Annotated in this window: 22 protein-coding genes; 8 read left to right on the forward strand and 14 right to left on the reverse strand. The window is 61.9% G+C overall.

Annotated elements, in window-relative coordinates; translation table 11 throughout:
- The 4 genes from BLR92_RS06655 to phaR form a co-directional block, all read right to left on the reverse strand.
- On the reverse strand, window positions 1-873 hold the full coding sequence (locus BLR92_RS06655) for a phosphoribulokinase (protein WP_089726746.1): 873 nt from the start codon (window positions 871-873) through the stop codon (window positions 1-3).
- Window positions 873-1013, reverse strand: a complete 141-nt coding sequence (locus BLR92_RS19680) for a hypothetical protein (RefSeq protein ID WP_175488742.1) — start codon at window positions 1011-1013, stop codon at window positions 873-875. The genes BLR92_RS06655 and BLR92_RS19680 overlap by 1 nt, the downstream gene beginning before the upstream one ends.
- A gap of 49 nt (window positions 1014-1062) precedes the next feature.
- Window positions 1063-2349 carry a phosphoribosylamine--glycine ligase gene (purD, locus tag BLR92_RS06660; protein ID WP_089726748.1) on the reverse strand — a complete coding sequence of 429 codons (1287 nt, stop codon included), beginning with the start codon at window positions 2347-2349 and terminating at the stop codon, window positions 1063-1065.
- 107 nt (window positions 2350-2456) lie between these two features.
- Window positions 2457-2921, reverse strand: coding sequence for a polyhydroxyalkanoate synthesis repressor PhaR (gene phaR, locus BLR92_RS06665; protein ID WP_089726750.1), 465 nt, complete (start codon window positions 2919-2921; stop codon window positions 2457-2459).
- Between the two features lie 132 nt (window positions 2922-3053).
- On the opposite strand from phaR, the gene BLR92_RS06670 reads away from it, so the two are divergent.
- The gene (locus BLR92_RS06670) at window positions 3054-3767 is read left to right on the forward strand and encodes a 16S rRNA (uracil(1498)-N(3))-methyltransferase (protein WP_089726752.1); all 714 of its coding nucleotides are present in this window, start codon (window positions 3054-3056) and stop codon (window positions 3765-3767) included.
- Here BLR92_RS06670 and BLR92_RS06675 read toward each other — a convergent pair.
- On the reverse strand, window positions 3764-5050 hold the full coding sequence (locus BLR92_RS06675) for a lytic murein transglycosylase (protein ID WP_089726754.1): 1287 nt from the start codon (window positions 5048-5050) through the stop codon (window positions 3764-3766). The genes BLR92_RS06670 and BLR92_RS06675 overlap by 4 nt on opposite strands.
- 316 nt (window positions 5051-5366) lie before the next feature.
- On the opposite strand from BLR92_RS06675, the gene BLR92_RS19685 reads away from it, so the two are divergent.
- From BLR92_RS19685 to BLR92_RS06705, 7 genes are all read left to right on the forward strand, one after another.
- Entirely contained in the window at window positions 5367-5525 is a 159-nt protein-coding gene (locus BLR92_RS19685; protein ID WP_175488743.1) for a hypothetical protein, read from the forward strand.
- 91 nt (window positions 5526-5616) lie between these two features.
- Window positions 5617-8415, forward strand: coding sequence for a monovalent cation/H+ antiporter subunit A (locus BLR92_RS06680; RefSeq protein ID WP_089726756.1), 2799 nt, complete (start codon window positions 5617-5619; stop codon window positions 8413-8415).
- Window positions 8415-8762 carry a Na+/H+ antiporter subunit C gene (locus BLR92_RS06685; protein ID WP_089726757.1) on the forward strand — a complete coding sequence of 116 codons (348 nt, stop codon included), beginning with the start codon at window positions 8415-8417 and terminating at the stop codon, window positions 8760-8762. The genes BLR92_RS06680 and BLR92_RS06685 overlap by 1 nt, the downstream gene beginning before the upstream one ends.
- Window positions 8759-10351: a monovalent cation/H+ antiporter subunit D gene (locus BLR92_RS06690; protein WP_089726758.1), complete on the forward strand. Its 1593-nt coding sequence runs from the start codon at window positions 8759-8761 to the stop codon at window positions 10349-10351. Before BLR92_RS06685 ends, BLR92_RS06690 begins: the two co-directional genes overlap by 4 nt.
- Complete coding sequence (locus BLR92_RS06695; protein WP_089726761.1) at window positions 10348-10845, forward strand: Na+/H+ antiporter subunit E; 498 nt, start codon at window positions 10348-10350, stop codon at window positions 10843-10845. The genes BLR92_RS06690 and BLR92_RS06695 overlap by 4 nt, the downstream gene beginning before the upstream one ends.
- Window positions 10839-11108 carry a K+/H+ antiporter subunit F gene (locus BLR92_RS06700; RefSeq protein WP_089726763.1) on the forward strand — a complete coding sequence of 90 codons (270 nt, stop codon included), beginning with the start codon at window positions 10839-10841 and terminating at the stop codon, window positions 11106-11108. Before BLR92_RS06695 ends, BLR92_RS06700 begins: the two co-directional genes overlap by 7 nt.
- A gap of 10 nt (window positions 11109-11118) precedes the next feature.
- The gene (locus BLR92_RS06705; protein ID WP_089726765.1) at window positions 11119-11511 is read left to right on the forward strand and encodes a Na+/H+ antiporter subunit G; all 393 of its coding nucleotides are present in this window, start codon (window positions 11119-11121) and stop codon (window positions 11509-11511) included.
- Between the two features lie 25 nt (window positions 11512-11536).
- Here the strand turns inward: BLR92_RS06705 and hemH are convergent, their stop codons facing one another.
- The 9 genes from hemH to rpsF all read right to left on the reverse strand — a co-directional run bounded on the left by hemH (window position 11537) and on the right by rpsF (window position 19085).
- Window positions 11537-12526: a ferrochelatase gene (gene hemH, locus BLR92_RS06710; RefSeq protein ID WP_089726767.1), complete on the reverse strand. Its 990-nt coding sequence runs from the start codon at window positions 12524-12526 to the stop codon at window positions 11537-11539.
- A 209-nt stretch (window positions 12527-12735) separates the two neighbouring features.
- A complete protein-coding gene (locus tag BLR92_RS06715; RefSeq protein WP_089726769.1) occupies window positions 12736-13038 on the reverse strand; it encodes a DUF6482 family protein in 303 nt (100 codons plus the stop codon).
- Window positions 13039-13314: 276 nt separating this feature from the next.
- Entirely contained in the window at window positions 13315-13614 is a 300-nt protein-coding gene (locus tag BLR92_RS06720) for a hypothetical protein (RefSeq protein ID WP_089726771.1), read from the reverse strand.
- 64 nt (window positions 13615-13678) lie between these two features.
- The gene (dnaB, locus tag BLR92_RS06725) at window positions 13679-15067 is read right to left on the reverse strand and encodes a replicative DNA helicase (RefSeq protein WP_089726773.1); all 1389 of its coding nucleotides are present in this window, start codon (window positions 15065-15067) and stop codon (window positions 13679-13681) included.
- Between the two features lie 187 nt (window positions 15068-15254).
- On the reverse strand, window positions 15255-16754 hold the full coding sequence (locus tag BLR92_RS06730) for a carbohydrate porin (RefSeq protein ID WP_089726774.1): 1500 nt from the start codon (window positions 16752-16754) through the stop codon (window positions 15255-15257).
- Between the two features lie 349 nt (window positions 16755-17103).
- On the reverse strand, window positions 17104-17550 hold the full coding sequence (gene rplI / locus BLR92_RS06735) for a 50S ribosomal protein L9 (protein ID WP_089726776.1): 447 nt from the start codon (window positions 17548-17550) through the stop codon (window positions 17104-17106).
- Between the two features lie 15 nt (window positions 17551-17565).
- Window positions 17566-18417: a YybS family protein gene (locus BLR92_RS06740; RefSeq protein WP_089726778.1), complete on the reverse strand. Its 852-nt coding sequence runs from the start codon at window positions 18415-18417 to the stop codon at window positions 17566-17568.
- Between the two features lie 12 nt (window positions 18418-18429).
- Complete coding sequence (gene rpsR / locus BLR92_RS06745) at window positions 18430-18657, reverse strand: 30S ribosomal protein S18 (protein ID WP_089726780.1); 228 nt, start codon at window positions 18655-18657, stop codon at window positions 18430-18432.
- A gap of 23 nt (window positions 18658-18680) precedes the next feature.
- Window positions 18681-19085: a 30S ribosomal protein S6 gene (gene rpsF, locus BLR92_RS06750; protein WP_089726782.1), complete on the reverse strand. Its 405-nt coding sequence runs from the start codon at window positions 19083-19085 to the stop codon at window positions 18681-18683.
- Window positions 19086-19110: the final 25 nt, after the last annotated feature.

The raw sequence follows: 19110 nt of genomic DNA on the forward strand, positions 1-19110 counted from the left end.
CTAACGAAAACGCCGTTGACTCAACAGATGGCGCACCACCGGCGCAAGAATCAGCTCCATCGCCAACGACAGACGCGAGCCCGGCACGACCAGGGTGTGCGGTCGGCTCATGAAGGCGTCCTGGATCATCGCCAGCAGATAAGGAAAATCCACCGTCGAGGGATCGCGAAAGCGGATCACCACGAAGGACTCGGCGTCGGTGGGAATGTCCTGCACCTCGAAGGGGTTGGAGGTATCCACCGTCGGCACGCGCTGGAAGTTGATATGGGTGCGCGAGAATTGCGGCTGGATGTAGCGTACGTAGTCGTGCATGCGGCCGAGGATGGTGTCGATCACCGCTTCCTGGGAGTAGCCGCGTAGCTTGGTATCGCGATCGATCTTCTGAATCCATTCCAGGTTCATGGTCGGCGCCACACCGACCAGCAGGTCGACATGCCGGGCAATATCGTAATCGCCGGTGACCAGGCCGCCGTGAAGCCCCTCGTAGAATAGCAAATCGGTGCCCTGGGGCAGCGCCTGCCAATCGGTGAAGGTGCCAATCTGGCAACCGGCTTCGATCATGCGTTTGTCTTCGGCATGAATGTAATGGCGGTAGGTACCGCTGCCGCTGTCGCCGTACTCCTGGAACAGCGCCTCGAGGCGATCGAGCAGGTTGGCCTCGACGGCGAAATGCGACAACTCATCCTTGCGATCGGGCTCCTCGCGGAAGATGCGCGTCAGTTCTTCCTTGGTGTAACGGTGGAAGGCGTCGCCATCGACGAAGGCGGCATGCACGTCCTCGCGTGAGAACATGCGTTCGAAGGTCCGTCGCACCGTGGTGGTCCCGGCACCCGATGAGCCGGTCACGGCGACGACTGGGTATTCCCGCGACATCAGTCGGTATCCCGCTGCTGCGCCAACACACCGACGGCTACGTTGGTTGGCCTGCCGCTCGGCGTGTCACCGATACATGGCGTCAGCGCATGGTGATGCCTGGTATCCGCAACGAGAAATTCACGCTGAACACGCGACATGGCGGGCTCCTTGTCAGTGGTATCGATAGTAGATTGGCGCTAGGCGAACTCAGGACTCGCGAGCTATGGCGCGGTAGGCGATATCGCGGCGATACAGCACGTCGTCCCAGCGGATCGCCGCCACCCCGTCGTAGGCACGATCACGTGCTTGGGAGACAGATTCACCCAAGGCGGTTACACATAGCACGCGCCCGCCGCTGGTGACGACCCGACCTTGGTCGCCTGGCGCGGTACCGGCATGGAACACCTTGCAGCCGCTGGTCTCGGCCTCATCCAGCCCATCGATGACGTCGCCCTTGCGATAACGGCCAGGATAGCCACCGGCGGCCATTACCACGCCAACTGCGGCGCGCTTGTCCCAGTCGCAGCTTTGCTCGCCAAGCCGCCCCTCGGCGCCCGCCAGGCACAGCTCGATCAGATCGCTTTGCAGACGCAGCAGTATCGGCTGGGTCTCGGGGTCGCCGAAACGGCAGTTATACTCGATGACCTTCGGCGCGCCGCTCGCGTCGATCATCAACCCGGCATACAGAAAGCCACTGTAGGGATGACCCTCGGCGGACATGCCTTTGACGGTGGGCAGAATCACCTCATCGAGGATGCGCTGGTAGACCGTATCGGTGACCACCGGCGCCGGTGAGTAGGCCCCCATGCCACCGGTGTTGGGGCCGGTGTCGCCATCGAAGGCGCGCTTGTGATCCTGGCTGGTGGCCATCGGCAATACATGCTCGCCATCGACCATGACGATGAAGCTGGCCTCCTCGCCGTCGAGAAACTCCTCGATGACCACCCGCGCGCCGGCATCGCCGAAGGCATTGGCTTCGAGCATGTCATGCACCGCCGCCTCGGCCTCGGCCTGGGTCATGGCCACGATCACGCCCTTGCCGGCGGCCAGGCCATCGGCCTTGATGACGATCGGCGCGCCTTTCTCGGCGAGATACTCAAGCGCCGGGGCAACCTCGGTGAAGGTCGCGTAAGCGGCGCTGGGAATTGCATGGCGGGCAAGAAAATCCTTGGTGAAGGACTTCGATCCCTCGAGCTGGGCGGCAGCCTGGGTAGGACCGAATATGGTCAGCCCGGCGGCGCGAAAGCGATCGACCACGCCGGCGACCAGCGGCGCCTCGGGCCCGACGATGGTCAACCCGACGCCGTTGCCATGGGCGAAGGCCTGCAGTCCGGCCAGGTCGTCGGCGGCGATATTGATATTGGTCAGCTTGGGTTCGCGCGCTGTGCCAGCATTGCCCGGCGCGACGAATACGGCCTCCACGGCGGGTGACTGGGCCGCTTTCCAGGCCAACGCATGCTCGCGGCCGCCGCCGCCGATGATCAGAACCTTCATCTGCAAACCTGCTCGGTAATGGGATTCACTGCGCCGCATTATGTCAGAAAGCGTGCTTTTCCGCTTGGCTCGTAGCTCGTAGCTCGTAGCCAACGATCTAACGATGGCTATTTCTCGTCGTCTCTCTTGTCGTCGTCCTTGCCGGGGCCGGGCGGAGTCATCGTGCGCTGCCAGAAACGCATGTTCTCTTCGGCCATTTCGCGCATCAACTCCACCGGCGAATGACGCATCGCCTGTTGCCATTGGTCCTGCAGATGCTTCTGCTGCTCGAGCATCAGTTGCGTGCCCTGCTCCAGATACCGCGCCAGTGGCAGCGGCTGAGACATGGCGTAGACGCGAATCAATTGCTCGAGCAGATCGTTGGAGAACACCTCGGCATCGCCATCGGCCTGCTCCTGCTCGATGATGATCGACAGCAAGATGGTACGCGTCAGGTCTTCGCCGGTCTTGGCATCCTCGACACGAAACGGCTCTTCGTCGAGGATCAGGCTGCGCAGGTCCTCGAGGGTCACATAACGGCTCTGCTGGGTATCGTAGAGCCGGCGGTTGGCATATTTGCGTATCACGCGCACGGCGCAGTTCCTTTTCTTGTCGTCATCAGTGCATTGTGCATCGCACCACCCGGCATGCAAGCGACATGTCACTTGCAGCATGATGCCTGGCAGTGCGTCAGCTAGAATAATCGCCCGCTCGTTGGAGATACCATGAACCTGATTCTGCTCGACCCCGCCGAGCTTGACGCCACCGGCCACGCCTGGCTACGCGACCCGCGCCGGCTGCGTCATCTGCGCGAGGTGCACCGCGCAACGCCTGGCGATGAACTGACGCTGGGAATTGTCGATGGCGCGATGGGCCGCGGCCGGCTGCTGCATCTCGATGAAGCCGGCGCCCGTTTCGCCATCGAGCGCCTCGACCAGCCGCCGCCAGCGGCGCTACCCGTGCACCTGGTGCTGGCCCTGCCACGTCCGCGCATGCTGGCACGCTCGCTGGAACACGTCACCGCGCTGGGCGTCAAGCAAATCACCTTGCTGCATACGCGTCGCGTGGAGAAGAGCTATTGGCAATCGCCCGAGCTTGGCGCCGCCAAAGTTCGCGAGCATCTGATCCTGGGGCTGGAACAGGCCCGCGATACGCGACTACCGCAAGTGACCCTCGAGAAACACTTCAAGCCGTTCGTCGAGGATCGCCTGCCCGCGCTGCTGACCGGGCGGCGCGGCCTGCTCGCTCATCCCGGCATGCCTGCGCCCTGCCCGCGCGGCATCGACGACGACAGCGTGCTGCTGATCGGCCCCGAGGGCGGCTTAATCCCCTATGAGGTGGAGCGCCTGCTCGGAGCCGGTTGCGAGGGCATCCACCTCGGCGAGCGCATTCTGCGTGTCGAGACCGCCGTCACTGCGCTGCTTGCGCGATTATTCTAGCGTTTCAATCTCTCCAACAGATCGAGCGTGGCGAAGCCGTCGGGAATCTCGCCGATGCTGCGCTGGAATTCACGCAAGCCGCGCCGGGTGTTGGGGCCAATGATGCCGTCCGGCGTGCCGACGTCGAAGCCGTGGGCATTGAGTTGCGCCTGCAATTGCTTTATCTGGGTGCGCGACAGCGCCGGCTCGTCGCGCGGCCACTCGACCACCACGCCCGGCTCCCCGGAGAGCCGGTTCGACAGCAGCCCGACCGCCAGCGCGTAGCTGGTCGAGGCGTTGTAGCGCATGATCACGCGGAAGTTGTGGCCGACCAGAAACGCCGGGCCATCGGCGCCCGCCGGGGCGATCACCGAAGCCTCGGAAAAATCGGGCAGCGCGTCGCCGCGCACCGGCGTGACGCCTTGAGCCATCCACTCCTGGCTGGACCGGCGCGTCGAAAGCTCGGTCTGGGCGTAATTGAAGCTCGCGGGCAGGCGCACTTCCACGCCCCACGTCTTGCCGGTTTGCCAGCCGGCCTTGTCGAGATAGTAGGCGGTCGAGGCCATCACATCAGCGATGCTGCCCCAGATATCGCGGCGCCCATCGCCATCGGCGTCACGCGCATAGGCCTCGAAACTGGTTGGAATGAACTGGGTGTGACCCATCGCGCCGGCCCACGAGCCACGCATGCGTTCGCGACTGATGTCGCCACGCTCGAGGATGCGCAGCGCGGCCATCAACTGGCTACGCGCGAAATCCGGTCGGCGCCCGTCGTAACCCAGCGTGGCTAGCGCATCGATGGTCGAGAAACTGCCGAAATTGCCGCCATAGTTGCTCTCGATGCCCCAGATGGCGACCAGGATTTCGTCGGGCACGCCATAGCGCTCGCTGGCGGCTGCGATGGCCTCGCGCCGCTCGGCCCACTTGGCGCGCCCTTGGGTGACTCGCGCATCGGATACGGCGCTGTCCAGATAATCCCAGACCTGACGGGTGAATTCGGGCTGCGAGCGATCGAGTTCGATGACGCGTGGCAAATAGCTCACCGAGTCGAAGGCCGCCGCCAGCGTCACGGCATCGATTCCCTCGCGCCTCGCCTGGTGGCGAAAATCGACGACCCAGGCCGCGAAATCCTGCTTCACCGCTACCGGAGTCGCGACATCGGGCGTGGCGCTCGTGGCAGACGATTCGGCTGGCGCGGCACTGGACGTGGGCTCGGTAGTAGCGCTAGCCGTGGACTGGCAGCCGCTCAGCGGCAGCAGCGTGGCGGCGATGAAGAGTGAGGCGAGAGAGACATGACGGCGCATAACGGATCCTGGCAGAGTCGAAACCGCCTCATCTTGGCGCAACCCAGCGCCTTCGCCTACCCCATAAGGCAAAACTAGGATAATTACGTCATATCCGGCGCGCTCGTCGGTGCGCGATAGCGGCTATCGGTATCGCCATGCCTACGCACGGGACCGGCTTTCGCCAAGGCCTTGCGCTAGCGAGGGGGCGGGGGCCATGGTAGAGTCGAGGACCAAGCTCAAAGCGACGACGTCTGTTTTGTCTTTTTTAGCAGCGATTTCAATTTATTACACAGCGAATTCGCCAGGCGCGCCGAGCGGCAAAGGGAGGTGCAGCATGAGGGGGCCCGACCCAAAGGCACGACATCGTGCGTCTCGCCATGTCGATGACGAGACGCCGGCAACCAACCCGACCGACCGCACACCCGCCTGGATACTGGCTCCCCACGCCGTCAGGATCCCCTTTCTCACCGACCCGCCCCAATATTACGCTTGATGGTCGTTAACCCAACGACTGCACTGTGATCTGTTGACGCGACGCCGTGGGCGTCGAATTCGCCAGAACGCCAACACAAAGCGAACCGTTAATGTCCCTGCTACTGATCGTGCTACTGCCGCTGCTCGGCAGTCTCGTGCCTCTGATGGGCTCCAACGAACGGCGCAACGCCTGCGCCACCATGACCGCCGTGGCGCCGACCATCGCACTCGGGATCGCGCTGGCCTACATGGGCCAGGTGCTTGATGGCGACATACCACGCGCGGCGGTTTCCTGGATTCCCGCGCTCGGTCTCGAACTCGCCATGCGCCTCGATGGCTTGTCGCTGCTGTTCGTGCTGCTGATCCTGGGTATCGGCCTGCTGATCATCCTGTATACCCGCTTCTATCTGGCCGACGGCGATGACATGCCGCGCTTCTATGCCTTCCTGATGCTGTTCATGACCTCCATGCTGGGCATCGTGATGGCCGACAACCTGCTGCTGCTGTGGGTGTTCTGGGAACTCACCAGCCTGTCGTCATTTCTGCTGATCGGCTATTGGTACCGGCAAAGCGAGGCCCGCAAGGGTGCGCGCATGGCACTGACGGTAACCGGCGCCGGCGGGCTGGCACTGCTTGCCGGGCTGCTGCTGATCGGCCAGATCGTCGGCAGTTACGACATGCAGGTGGTGCTCGACAGCCGCGAACTGATTCAGCAGGACCCGCGTTACCTACCGGCCCTGCTGCTTGTACTGCTGGGTGCGTTCACCAAGTCCGCGCAGGTGCCTTTTCAGTTCTGGCTGCCCCACGCCATGGCCGCGCCGACGCCGGTTTCGGCGTTCCTGCATTCGGCGACCATGGTCAAGGCCGGAGTATTCCTGCTGGCGCGCATGCACCCAGCGCTGGCGGGTAGCGAGGCCTGGCTTTATCTGGTCGGCTTGACGGGCCTGGTCACGCTGCTCTACGGCGCCTATTTCGCGCTGCTCAAGCACGATCTCAAGGGTATTCTGGCGTTTTCCACCGTCAGCCATCTGGGCATCATCACGCTGCTGTTCGGCCTCGATAGCCGCCTGGCGGTGGTCGCCGGGCTGTTCCATATCGTCAATCATGCCTGCTTCAAGGCCGCGCTGTTCATGACCGCGGGCATCGTCGACCACGAATGCGGCACTCGCGATATTCGCAAGCTCAAGGGATTGTGGCGATTCATGCCGCTGACCACGACCATGGCGGTGCTGGCCGGCGCGGCCATGGCCGGGGTGCCATTGTTCAACGGCTTCCTATCCAAGGAGATGATGCTCGCCGAGTCGCTGCAAACCCCCCTGCTCGGTGGCCTGTCGTGGTTGATCCCCGCCTTGGCGACCGTGGGTAGCCTGCTGTCGGTGGCTTATTCGCTGCGCCTGGTGCGCAACGTGTTCTTCGACGGCCCGGCGCGCGACCTGCCCAGGACCCCGCATGAACCACCGCGCCTGATGCTGGCGCCGGTCATGCTGTTGACGGTGATTTGCGTGGTCGTCGGCCTGCTGCCGGCGCTGACCATGACCGCCTTGCTTGAAGCGGCGGCCAGTGCGGCACTGGCCGGTGATTCACCCGAGCTGCACCTGGCGATCTGGCATGGCGTCAATCCAGCCCTGCTGATGAGCCTGACCGCCCTGCTCGGTGGCCTGCTGCTTTACCTCCAGCGCCGGCATGTGTTCGCTTTTCAGCGACAATTCCGGCCACGCGATGCCCGGCTACTGTTCGAAATGGGTATTCAACTCGGCGTGCGCATTGCCCAGCGCGCAATCGATAGCCTCGAGAACGGCTCGCTACAGCGCTACATGCTATGGCTGGTAATCGCCGTGCTGTGCGTGGCTGGCAGTGCGTTGACGCAGACCTCGGGACTGCAGGGGCCGCTCGAAAACCAGCCACTCGATGGCCTGCTGATTGCCGGGGCGATCATTGCCATGTTCGCCGGTTTGGCAACGGCGATCATGCACCGCCGCCGTCTGATCTCGTTGCTGATGCTGTCGATCGTCGGCCTGATGACCTCGCTGGCCTTCGCGCGCTTTTCGGCGCCCGACCTGGCGTTGACCCAGCTCGCCGTCGAAGTGGTGAACATGATCCTGCTGATGCTGGCGCTGTTTTTCCTGCCGCAAAAAACGCCCCAGGAATCCGGCGCGCCTCGTATTCTGCGCGATGTGCTGCTGGCGGCCGGCTTCGGCGGCATCGTCGCCAGCCTCAACTACGCGGTACTGACCCGCCCGCTGGAATCGATCTCCGATTTCTATCTCGAAAACAGTGTTCCCGGTGGTGGTGGCCATAACGTGGTCAACGTGATTCTGGTCGATTTCCGGGGATTCGATACCCTCGGCGAGATCACCGTGCTGTGTATCGCCGCCATCGGTATCTACAAGCTGCTCAACCGCTTGCGGCTGTTCATGCCATCCAGCGATGCCGACGGCAGGCCCTGGGCGCTCGATCATCATCCGGCGATCCTGGGCACCGTTGCCCAGACGATATTGCCGCTGGCACTGCTGGTCTCGTTCTTCATCTTCCTGCGCGGTCACAATGCCCCCGGCGGCGGCTTCATCGCCGGGCTGATTACCGCCGCGGCACTGCTGCTGCTTTACATCGCCCGTGGCGTGGACTGGACGCAGCAGCGCGCGCCAATCCAGTTCCAACCCATCGCCGTGGCCGGAGTCGGCGTTGCCACGCTCACCGGGGTTGGCAGTTTCGTGTTCGGCCAACCCTTTTTGACCTCGGCGTACGGTCATTTCCATATCCCGCTGATCGGCGATATCGAACTGGCCACCGCGATACTGTTCGACCTTGGCGTCTACCTGACCGTGGTCGGCTCCACGCTGATGATGCTCGCCAACCTCGGCAAGATGACCACCCGCCACCGGCCCAGCAAGAACAAGGAGCAAGCCTGATGGAAGCGCTCTATGCGATGACCACCGGCATACTCGCCGCCAGCGGCCTTTTCCTGGCGCTACGTGGCCGCACCTTCCCGGTGGTGGTGGGACTGACGCTGCTCTCCTATGCGGTCAACCTGTTCCTGTTCTCGATGGGTGGCTTGCAGGCTGGCGCCGCGGCAGTGATCGACGATAGCGGCAACTACACCGACCCGCTGCCCCAGGCATTGGTGCTCACCGCCATCGTCATCGGCTTCGCCATGACCGCCTTCTCGGTCATTCTGGCCATGCGCGCTCGCGCCGATCTCGGCAGCGATCACGTCAATGGCAACCGGGTGGACGAGTCGCGGGAGGAACGCAGTTGATGAATCACTTGATTGTCATGCCGATTCTGGTGCCGCTGATCGCCGGGTTGGCATTGCTGCTCAACCGCGATGGCTCGGCGACCCCACGCCGCATTGTCGGCCTGACGGCGACCGCGTTGCTGGTGGCGGTCTGCGCCATGCTGGTCTTTCAAAGCACCGACGACACCATCCGTTATTATGCGTTGGGTGATTGGCAGCCACCGTTCGGGATCATTCTGGTGCTCGACCGCCTGTCGGCGATGATGGTCATGCTGACCGCGGTACTGGCATTCGGCAGCCTGTTGTTCGCCAGCGCCGGTGGCGACGAGGAAGGTTCGAACTTCCAGGGACTGTTCCAGCTACAGTTGATGGGCATCAATGGCGCCTTTCTCACCGGCGACCTGTTCAACCTGTTCGTGTTCTTCGAGGTGCTGTTGATCGCCTCCTATTCGCTGCTGATGCATGGCGGCGGCAAGGCACGCATCCACTCCGGTTTTCATTACGTGGCACTCAATCTGGCCGGCTCGGCGCTGTTCCTGATCGGCGTAGGGGTTCTCTACGGCGCGCTCGGCACCCTGAACATGGCCGATATGGCGGCCAGGGTGGCCGAACTCGATGGTGATCGCCGGGTGCTGGTAGAGGCGGGGGCCTTGCTGCTGCTGGTGGTGTTTGCTCTCAAGGCGGCCATGCTACCGCTGTATTTCTGGCTGCCCCGCGCCTACGCCTCGGCTCCGGCTCCGGTGGCCGCACTATTCGCGATCATGACCAAGGTCGGCGTCTACGCGATCATTCGCGTCTTTACGCTGATCTTCGGTCCTCAGGCCGGTTCCCTCGCGGGCCTGGCCCAACCCTGGGTATGGTGGCTGGCCCTGGCCACATTGGCGCTGGGTGGCGTGGGCGTACTCTCGGCCCGTGACCTGCGCACCCAGGCGGCTTATCTGATCGTCCTCTCGGTAGGTACGCTACTGGCAGGCGTGGGCATGAACAGTACCGCGGCCAACGCCGCGCTGCTCTACTACCTGATGCATACCACGCTGGTTACCGGCGGCCTGTTCCTGCTGGCCGAGACCATTTCCATCCAGCGCGGCAAGGCGGGGGCACGCATCGTGCGTGGCCGCGCGGTCCACCAGATCGCTCTGCTGGGCGGTCTGTTCCTGCTCGCCGCGATGACGGTGGCCGGCGTGCCGCCCTTTTCGGGAGCCATCGGCAAGGCGTTGCTGTTGCAATCGGCATCGCCCGCCCAGCAGCCCTGGCTATGGCCGATTCTGCTGATCAGCAGCCTGGCCGCCATCGTGGCCTTGTCACGCACCGGCTCGACGCTGTTCTGGCGCGCCTCGAGCAGCGAAAAAAACACCGACAAGCACGAAAAGAATCCTGAACGCGAGCAAGCGGACAAGGGCGAGAAGCCGGAAAAAGGCAGGAAGGAGGCGGTCAGCGCGGGCCCCCTGCGCATCGCCGGCCTGCTGGTACTGCTTGGCGCATCGCCGGTTCTGATGCTGTTCGCTGGACCGCTAACCGAGTTCACCCACGCCACCGCCGAGCAACTGGCCGATCACGAGGCGTATATTCAAGCCATTCTGGTACGCGACTCGATGGGAGATGGCTCATGATTCCCACCCAACGCTGGCTACCCATGCCGCTGCTGTCATTGCTGCTGCTGGCGATGTGGTTGTTGCTACAGCAAAGCGTATCGCTCGGCCAGATTCTACTGGGCAGCTTGCTGGCCCTGGTCATTCCGCTGATCACCCAGCCTTTCTGGGAGCGTCAGCCCATGCTCAAGCACCCCTGGTTACTGGTGCGTTACATCTTTCGCGTACTGGGCGACATCATCATCGCCAACCTGCAGGTATCGAAGCTGATTCTCGACCCGCGCGGGCGCATGAGCCCTGCCTTCATCGAATACCCGCTGGAGCTGACCGAAATGCTGCCCATCACCATTCTCGCCAGCTCCATCACCCTGACGCCGGGCACGGTGTCGGTCAACCTGCGCAAGGATCGCCGCACATTGGTGATCCATGCCCTGAACACCGGCGACCGGGAAGATACGATCGCGCAAATACGCGAGCGTTACGAACGCCCACTCAAGGAGATCTTCGAATGCTAGACAATGCACTCTGGATCAGCGTGGCACTGTTCACCGTCTCGATCATGCTCAACCTTTACCGCGTGGCCGTCGGTCCCGCTCTGCCCGATCGCATCCTGGCGCTGGACACCATGTACGTGAACTCCATCGCACTGATCGTGCTTTTCGGTATCTGGCTGAACACCAAGACGTACTTCGAAGCGGCGCTATTGATCGCCATGCTCGGGTTCATCAGTACCGTCGCGGTCTGCAAGTATTTGCTGCGTGGCGATATCATCGAATGAAGGAGGTGCCATGATCGGCTTCTACACGGTAATGGAAGGCGTGATCGCCTTTTTCCTGATCGCCGGTGGCGTCTTCGCCTTCATCGGTTCGTTCGGGTTGGCGCGTCTCAAGGATTTCTTCATGCGCCTGCATGGCCCATCGAAGACCTCGACGCTGGGCGTGGGCTGTGTACTGATCGCCTCGATGTGCTATTTCAGCCTGATCGAAGGCAGTCTTAGTCTGCAAGGGATGCTGATCACCATCTTCCTGTTCATCACCGCCCCGGTTTCCGCTCACTTGCTGGCGAAGAGCGCGCTGCATTACAAACTGGCTCGCGACCCGCGCACCCTCGATGACATCGAAGAACTCAAGGACGGCGAAGACGACGAGAAACCGAACGGCGAAAACGGCCACCTGCCCTGAGCGCCCGGCATGAACGGGCTCGCGACTACCAGCCGCGAGTGTGTTGTTCTATCAGTTGCGCGAACAGTTCGATATGCTCGTCGCGGTCATTCAGGGCGGGAATGTAGCGATAGGTCTTGCCGCCTGCCTGGGTAAAATACTCGCGGTTCTCTACCTCGAGCTCTTCCAGTGTTTCCAGACAATCGGCGGCGAAGGCCGGGCTGATCACATCGACGTGCTTGACGCCCTGCTTGCCCCAGGCCCTGAGCGTATGGTCGGTGTAGGGCTTGAGCCACTCCTCGCGACCGAAGCGCGACTGATAGGTCATTTGCCAGTCGTCATCCGCCAGTCCAAGCGCCTCGGCCACCAGCCGGCTGGTAGTTTCGCAGTGACGCGGGTAAGGATCGCCGGCATCGGCATAGCGTTTGGGAATGCCATGATAGGACATCAACAACCGTCCACGCTCATCGTCGTTGTGCCGCCAGTGCTCACGCACGCTATTGGCCAGCGCGGCGATATAGGCCGAGTGATCATGGTAATCGCGCACGAAACGCAGCTCGGGCAGCTGCGGGCAGGCTTTCAGCGCCCTGGCCAGACGGTCGAAGACCGCCGCAGTGGTCGTCCGCGAGAACTGCGGGTACATCGGTAGCACCAGAATCCGCTCGACACCGGCATCGCGCAGGCGCAGGCCGGCTTGCTCGATACTTGGCGTGCCGTAGGTCATCGCCAGTTCGACCGGAATCTCTTCGCCGAGGCGCTCGGCCAGGCGTGCCCTGAGTGCCTGCTCCTGGCGGCGCCCGATCACCAGCAATGGCGAGCCGCCCTCCTGCCACACCGACGCATAGGCTTTGGCGACCTTGCCGGGGCGAATACGCAGGATCACCCCATGCAGAATCAGCCACCATAGCGGGCGCGACACGTCGATCACCCGTTCGTCCCACAGAAATTCCGCCAGATAACGGCGCACCGCCGCAGGCGTAGGGGCATCCGGGGTGCCGAGATTGGCCAGCATCACGCCGAATCGGGCGACCGTCATGGCGCTCTCCTTGTTACGCAATCAAGGCGGCAATTGTATCAATCCTTTGGCGTCCACGGGGTGAAGTTATCCTATGGGCCGGATAGGCACACGCGAAGACAAGGCGATAAAAAAAGCGTGGAAGGGATGTAGCGGAAACTGCTATCCGGCCTGCCGAGGCTCACTGTTACATTCGACAGGCGGCATCTAGTGGGGGTTAGTGGGGGCTATCAGAACACCAGCGGCATGCGCGAGGTCAGCGGTTCATGGTAGTGCGTCTCACGACCAACCATTTCATCGTGGGCGACGTAATGCACCAGGTAGGCACGATGGATACCGGCGCGCTTGAGCTCCAGATAAATGTCGTCCAGCGCGCGAAACATCATCGGCTTGCCGCGATTCGTCAAGAGATGACGCTCGCCTTCCATATCCTCGAGTTCGACCTGATAAAAACGGCTACCGGCGTGGCTGATGACACGGATCTCGAAATCGTCGTGTCGGTGGATGTAATGTTCTAGTTCATGGAAATTCATGGCTTCCCTCCTGGGAGTGGCGAAAGATATCGGCCCGAATTGGCCGATGATGACATCGTGGACGTCCAATGTGTCATCATTATGACCACGCCGGCCAAGGCGAGTTCGCCACTCTGGAGGGGCTTCTGTTTCAGGAATCTCTGAATAAATTGACGAACGAAATGAAACGCAAGGAGCCCGGAGCACAGGAGAAGAGACATAACATGCAGTTAGGCTGTTCTTCGAGCACCGCGTGACACAGCGATTCGTTCGTGCAGACATTTATACAGTGGTTCCTCAGTCGGGCTGATAACTGGACGGATCAATGGCCACCCCCAGCGAGTTGCGATCGACCCAGTTACCGGCCTTGGTCTGCTTGTAGCGAAACACCACGCGGTCGCCTGCGGCCACCGGCAGCTCGGCGTCCTCGGTCTGGTAACTGTAGGTTTGGCCTTCGACGATCAGCGTATAACGATACAGGTCCGGCATGCCCAGCCACTCCTTGAACGGCCCTTCGCGCTCCACGCTTTCGAGAATGCCGCGCGCTTCGAGTTTGGGGGTGCGACTGCGTTTACCACGTTGAAATCCGCCCGCCATGCTGCCTCCACTCTCGTTTGTTGAAGGGGCGGCATTATACGGCGCCCCGCTACTGTCTCAAGCCTTACTCGCCGAAATGCTGGCCGTAGCTATCGGGCGCCAGATCCTCGAAGCGCGTGTACTTGCCGATGAAGGCCATGTGCACGGTGCCGATGGGGCCGTTACGCTGCTTGCCGATGATCAACTCGGCGAGCCCCTTGTTGTCAGGATTGTCGGAATTGTAGACCTCGTCACGATAGACGAAGGCGATCAAATCAGCGTCCTGCTCGATGGCCCCGGATTCGCGCAGGTCCGACATCACCGGGCGCTTGTTGGGACGCTGCTCCAACGAGCGGTTGAGCTGCGACAGCGCCACCACCGGGCAGCCGAACTCCTTGGCCAGTCCCTTGAGCGAGCGCGAAATTTCGGAGATTTCACCGGTGCGGTTCTCGGAGAAACCGGGTATCTGCATGAGCTGCAGATAGTCGATCATGATCAGGCCCAAGTTGCCGTTCTCGCGCACCACGCGGCGAATGCGCGAGCGTATCTCGTTGGGCGACAGCGCCGCGGTGTCGTCGATGAATAGCTGCTTGTCCTTGAGCAGGTTGACCGCCGAGGTCAGTCGCGGCCAGTCTTCATCCTCGAGCTGGCCGGTACGCACGCGGGTCTGATCGATGCGCCCCAACGACGACAGCATACGCAGCATCAGCGACTCGGCGGGCATTTCCATGGAAAACACCATCACCGGCTTGTCGCTGGAGATCACCGCGTGCTCGACAAGATTCATGGCGAAGGTCGTTTTACCCATCGACGGACGTCCGGCGATGATCACCAGGTCGGAGGGCTGCAGGCCCGAGGTCATGTCGTCGAGATCGCGAAAGCCCGATGACAGGCCGGTCATCTGGCCCTTCATGTTGAACAGCTCGTCGATACGATCGACCGCCTTGGACAGCAACTGGCTCATGCCGATCGGCCCGCCGGTCTTGGGCCGCGATTCGCTGATCTGAAAGACCAGCCGCTCGGCTTCATTGACCAATTCATCGGAAGGCCGCCCCTGGGGGCTGAAGGCGCCTTCGGCGATCTGGCTGGCGGCCTGTATCAGCTTGCGCAGGGTGGCGCGCTCGCGAACGATATCGGCGTAAGCGCGAATGTTGCTCGCCGATGGCGTGTTGCGTGCCAGTTCGGCGAGATAGGCAAGCCCGCCCACGGTATCGAGCTGATCGCGGTTTTCCAATGCCTCGGAGAGTGTCACCACATCGAGTGGGTGCGCGCCTTCGGCGAGTTGCGCCATGGCATTGAAGACCAGGCGATGCTCGTAGCGATAGAAGTCGTCGGCGACCAACCGCTCGGATACGGTGTCCCAGGCATTGTTGTCGAGCATCAGTCCGCCCAGCACCGACTGCTCGGCTTCCAACGAGTGCGGCGGGACCTTCAGCGCCGCGGTTTCCTGATCGAGCTCCAGCGTTTCACTCATGGGCGGTTCCGCAAGGTTGAGGCGATGGCCGGGCAGACCATCGGTGACGACCGGGCCATTCTACCCCAACGCGGGCCATCGGCTCATCCTCGTCTGGACGCAACCATGAGAAAGCCCACGGCACATGGCCGTGGGCAAGCAGGATCGGAGCAGTCGTGACGGGCTTCGCGACAGGCCCGCTGGCGTGTCAGAACCAGATTTCCATTTGAACCCCAAAGTTCCACTGGCCGCCCATGTAGCCTTCGGTGCCGAAGGAATCCTCGGTCGTGTAGCCATTGAGTTCGTCGTCCCACGCCGTATAGGAGGCGAAGGTGCGAATCTCGGGGCGATTCCAGAACCCGCCGACCTGGGGCTTGAAGGTCGGCGCGATGGTGAACTTGGCATAATCGCCCTCCACCGCCGTGCGACTCATATAACCCTGCGGATCGAGGTCCATGGTCTGCCAGCTGACTTCGTACTGCATCTCGAAATTCTCGGTCAGCTCATTGGCCAGGCGGGTACTGAAGGTAGCCCAGCGGTACTGGCCGCCCTCGACATAACGATCCTTGCTGGTTTCGGCCAGCACCGCCGGCGCGATGCGCCAGTTATCGCTGAGATAGGTCGTGCCGTACACCGCCAGGCGTGTCGCCTGGGCCTCATCGAGCAGGTTGCCATCGGCGCCGATGCTCTTGACCTCGGCACCCAACCCCCGCCCGTGCAGTACCGCAGCCTTGAAGGTGCCTTCGCCAAGGCCGAAGAAACTATCGCCATGGTAGGCGACCATGGTGTGCACGCCATTGCCGGCGGCCTGGTCGCCGCTTTCGGTCACCCGCTCTTCGTTGTCGGCCGCCGTCAGGCCGCTGATCATCCACTGCCACTTGCCGAAGAAGTTGTTGGCGGTCAGGGTCAGGTTGTCGGTGTCGTCCTCGATGGGCGTCTCGTCGGTAGTGATCGCGAAATCACTGTAGCTGCGCCCATACAGCGAGAAATTGGCGTGCCAGTTGTCAGCCAGTTGCACATCGTAGATACCCGCGCCGGTACCGGCCAGGAAGACGACATCGGTATCGAGCCAGTGAATGTCGAAGTTGTCACGATCGAAGCGCTTACCGGCCCAGATCTTGGCATTCTCGAAGGCACCGGTGAAACTGGGCAGGTCGCTGAACTGGGCATACACCTGGCGCACGTTGAGTTGCGATTCGGCCGCCGTCCAGTCGTTGTAGGAAGTTACCGAGTCGGCCAGCATGAAACGGTAGTGAGACTTGGCGCCGTTATCGAAGGTCTGGCGATAGTTGAGCGTCGCCTCGACGTAGGTGTCGGGCTCGTTGCCCAATCGGCCGACCGCGCCACCCACCGGCCCTGCCGGCGTGACATAGGGGCCGCCGGGAATGCTTTCGCCGTCTTCGCCGATCAACAATCCCGAGCGCGCATAGGCATTGAACGAGAAGCCCTCTTCGCCACTGGTATGTCGCTCGACCTCGGCCAGGCGCGCTTCGATTTCCTCGCGGGACTCGACCTCGGCGATCTGCGCTTCGGCCGCGCGAGCGCGTCTTTCGGCTTGCCGGGCGCGTTGTTCGGCTTCGACGACACGCGCTTCCAGCGCCGACAGGCGTTCCTCGATGCTGAGCTCCTGAGCCTGGACCGCGCCGGCGCCTAGCGCGGCAAACGCCACGGCTACGGCGAGTGGCTTTCTGAGCATGGCTGCATCCATTACTTTCATCCTTTTATGGTTGTTATGCTGTTTTGCGGTACCCATCGGCCGTAACGAAGCACTGTCCGCCAGCAAACTTAATCGATTAAGTTTTAATTGCACATAAGCTTTGCCGCCCATTGCCTCGGGTTCATCGAAGTGTCGTTACTACCGACCACAGGAAAACTTAATCGATACAGTTAATAGCAGCAAAAGGTTTTTGGTAATATTTCAACCAAAGTCTATGAAATAGGCAAAGAAAAGCCGAGAAATAATGCTTTAGGTACTAAAATTACGTAACTGAAAATCAAAAAAGCGCGAGGCCATTTAGTGGCCGTCGCGCTTTCACTCGCTGCGATCGGAGCTTATTTTATTCGGCTACGACCACGATACGAATCGTTGCGTCGACTTCAGCATGCAGGTGCAGCTTGATGTCGTATTCGCCGGTCGCCCGGATCGGACCTTCCGGCATACGCACTTCGCTCTTGGCCACGTCGATACCGGCATGCGCGAGAGCGTCAGCCAGGTCGCGCGGACCGATCGAACCGAACAGCTTGCCTTCATCGCCGGCCTTGGCGACCAACGACAGCTCGATGTCGTTGAGCTGTTCGGCACGCGCTTCGGCTTCACTCTTGCGCTCGGCGGCCTGGGCTTCCAGTTCGGCGCGCTGCGTCTCGAAGGCTTGCACGTTGTCCTTGGTCGCCGGTACGGCCAGGCCGTAGGGAACCAGGTAGTTACGGCCATAACCGGGCTTGACGGCGACCTTGTCACCCAGTTCACCCAGCTTGCCGATCTTGTCGAGCAGAATGACTTCCATCTCGTTAACCTCTTGTCATTGGCTGCGGGCCAGTCGTCCGCGGAAATCCGCGAAGGTATCGATGAAACCCAGCAGCAGCACAATCAGAATCATGGGCCAAGTGGTCAGCAGCAGCACATAGAAGGCTACCAACCACAGCCCGTTCATGCCTTTTAGACCGATGAACCCGTGTACCAGCGCAACACCACCTACCAGTAGCGGCACCCAGGCCAGCATGGCCAGCGCCGGCATGGATAACGCCATGCCCAGCAAAGCCAGACCGGCCAGCACTGCCAACTCCTTGCCACCGAGCCGCAGGCCATGGAACTCACCGCGAAAACCACCGGGGTTGTACAACCCCGCCTGCCAGCTTCTGGCCAGGGCCAGGCAGGCTATCGCCGCCAGCAACACGACCAACCCGGTCACGCCACCGATCAATAGCGTGGCCAATTGCTCGGTGGCCACGCCTTGAGCGGTCAGCGTGTCGAGCATGCGCTCGATCTCGGGCGAGCTCTGGCTCAGTTGCTCCAGCAACGGCCCGGCCCCACCGGGAGGCAGGAAGATGCCTAGCTGAATCATCGCCGCGGCGATCAGCGTCGCGGCGATCATTGCCTCGCTCCAGCGCATGCGCGCGCGCAGCACGGTCGCCATCAACGTTACCAGCAACAAACTGGCCAGCGGGATGGTATCGCCCTGCATCCACCACCAACCGGTCGGCAGCGCCGCGGCAACGATCACCGGCATGGCCGGACCCAGGCCCCGGCGCAACGTCACCAGCGCGGCCACCGCCGCGCTGAACCAGAACAACCAGGGAACGATAGCGGCAAGGGCGGCGGCACCCGCGGCTTGCGGCGTGCCACGCATTACCCAGCGGGCCAAGGGTAGCATCACGCGATAGGCTTACTGGTGGCTGTCGGTGTAAGGCAGCAGCGCCAGGTAGCGAGCGCGCTTGATGGCAGTCGAAAGCTGACGCTGATAGCGTGCCTTGGTGCCAGTGATGCGGCTCGGGACGATCTTGCCGGTCTCGGTGATATAGGCCTTGAGCGTATCGATATCCTTGTAATCGATATACTTGATGCCTTCGGCGGTAAAGCGGCAGAACTTACGGCGACGGAAAAAGCGTGCCATGGTTTATCCTCCTGGTGTGCGGATCAGTTAGCTTCAGCGGTTTCCGAACGCTCGGTACGCGGCCGGTCGGGCTTGTCTTCCCGATCTTCCCGACGAGGACGACGCTCTTCAGACGGCTTCATCATCGGCGAGGCTTCAGTAACGGCTTCCTTACAGCGCACGACCAGGCTGCGGATGATCGCATCGTTGAAGCGGAAGATATTCTCGATTTCCTCGAGCGTTTCGCCGCGACATTCGATGTTCATCATCACGTAGTGGGCCTTGTGGATCTTGTTGATCGGGTAGGCCAGGTGACGGCGCCCCCAATCTTCAAGACGGTGCAGCGTACCGCCATTTTCGGTGACGAGGCTGGTGTAGCGCTCGACCATCGCCGGTACCTGTTCACTCTGGTCCGGGTGGACCATGAACACGATTTCATAGTGACGCATGGTATCTCCTTACGGTTTGACAGCT

The organism is Modicisalibacter muralis (genome assembly GCF_900102945.1).
Classification (GTDB): domain Bacteria; phylum Pseudomonadota; class Gammaproteobacteria; order Pseudomonadales; family Halomonadaceae; genus Modicisalibacter; species Modicisalibacter muralis.

Excerpts from the sequence above, each read along its gene's own strand:
- BLR92_RS06655 (WP_089726746.1), bottom strand. The coding sequence starts at position 873 with ATGTCGCGGGAATACCCAGTCGTCGCCGTGACCGGCTCATCGGGTGCC.
- BLR92_RS19680 (WP_175488742.1), bottom strand. The coding sequence starts at position 1,013 with ATGTCGCGTGTTCAGCGTGAATTTCTCGTTGCGGATACCAGGCATCAC.
- purD (WP_089726748.1), bottom strand. The coding sequence starts at position 2,349 with ATGAAGGTTCTGATCATCGGCGGCGGCGGCCGCGAGCATGCGTTGGCC.
- BLR92_RS06670 (WP_089726752.1), top strand. The coding sequence starts at position 3,054 with ATGAACCTGATTCTGCTCGACCCCGCCGAGCTTGACGCCACCGGCCAC.
- BLR92_RS06675 (WP_089726754.1), bottom strand. The coding sequence starts at position 5,050 with ATGCGCCGTCATGTCTCTCTCGCCTCACTCTTCATCGCCGCCACGCTG.
- BLR92_RS19685 (WP_175488743.1), top strand. The coding sequence starts at position 5,367 with ATGAGGGGGCCCGACCCAAAGGCACGACATCGTGCGTCTCGCCATGTC.
- BLR92_RS06680 (WP_089726756.1), top strand. The coding sequence starts at position 5,617 with ATGTCCCTGCTACTGATCGTGCTACTGCCGCTGCTCGGCAGTCTCGTG.
- BLR92_RS06685 (WP_089726757.1), top strand. The coding sequence starts at position 8,415 with ATGGAAGCGCTCTATGCGATGACCACCGGCATACTCGCCGCCAGCGGC.
- BLR92_RS06695 (WP_089726761.1), top strand. The coding sequence starts at position 10,348 with ATGATTCCCACCCAACGCTGGCTACCCATGCCGCTGCTGTCATTGCTG.
- BLR92_RS06700 (WP_089726763.1), top strand. The coding sequence starts at position 10,839 with ATGCTAGACAATGCACTCTGGATCAGCGTGGCACTGTTCACCGTCTCG.
- BLR92_RS06705 (WP_089726765.1), top strand. The coding sequence starts at position 11,119 with ATGATCGGCTTCTACACGGTAATGGAAGGCGTGATCGCCTTTTTCCTG.
- hemH (WP_089726767.1), bottom strand. The coding sequence starts at position 12,526 with ATGACGGTCGCCCGATTCGGCGTGATGCTGGCCAATCTCGGCACCCCG.
- BLR92_RS06715 (WP_089726769.1), bottom strand. The coding sequence starts at position 13,038 with ATGAATTTCCATGAACTAGAACATTACATCCACCGACACGACGATTTC.
- BLR92_RS06720 (WP_089726771.1), bottom strand. The coding sequence starts at position 13,614 with ATGGCGGGCGGATTTCAACGTGGTAAACGCAGTCGCACCCCCAAACTC.
- dnaB (WP_089726773.1), bottom strand. The coding sequence starts at position 15,067 with ATGAGTGAAACGCTGGAGCTCGATCAGGAAACCGCGGCGCTGAAGGTC.
- BLR92_RS06730 (WP_089726774.1), bottom strand. The coding sequence starts at position 16,754 with ATGGATGCAGCCATGCTCAGAAAGCCACTCGCCGTAGCCGTGGCGTTT.
- rplI (WP_089726776.1), bottom strand. The coding sequence starts at position 17,550 with ATGGAAGTCATTCTGCTCGACAAGATCGGCAAGCTGGGTGAACTGGGT.
- BLR92_RS06740 (WP_089726778.1), bottom strand. The coding sequence starts at position 18,417 with ATGCTACCCTTGGCCCGCTGGGTAATGCGTGGCACGCCGCAAGCCGCG.
- rpsR (WP_089726780.1), bottom strand. The coding sequence starts at position 18,657 with ATGGCACGCTTTTTCCGTCGCCGTAAGTTCTGCCGCTTTACCGCCGAA.
- rpsF (WP_089726782.1), bottom strand. The coding sequence starts at position 19,085 with ATGCGTCACTATGAAATCGTGTTCATGGTCCACCCGGACCAGAGTGAA.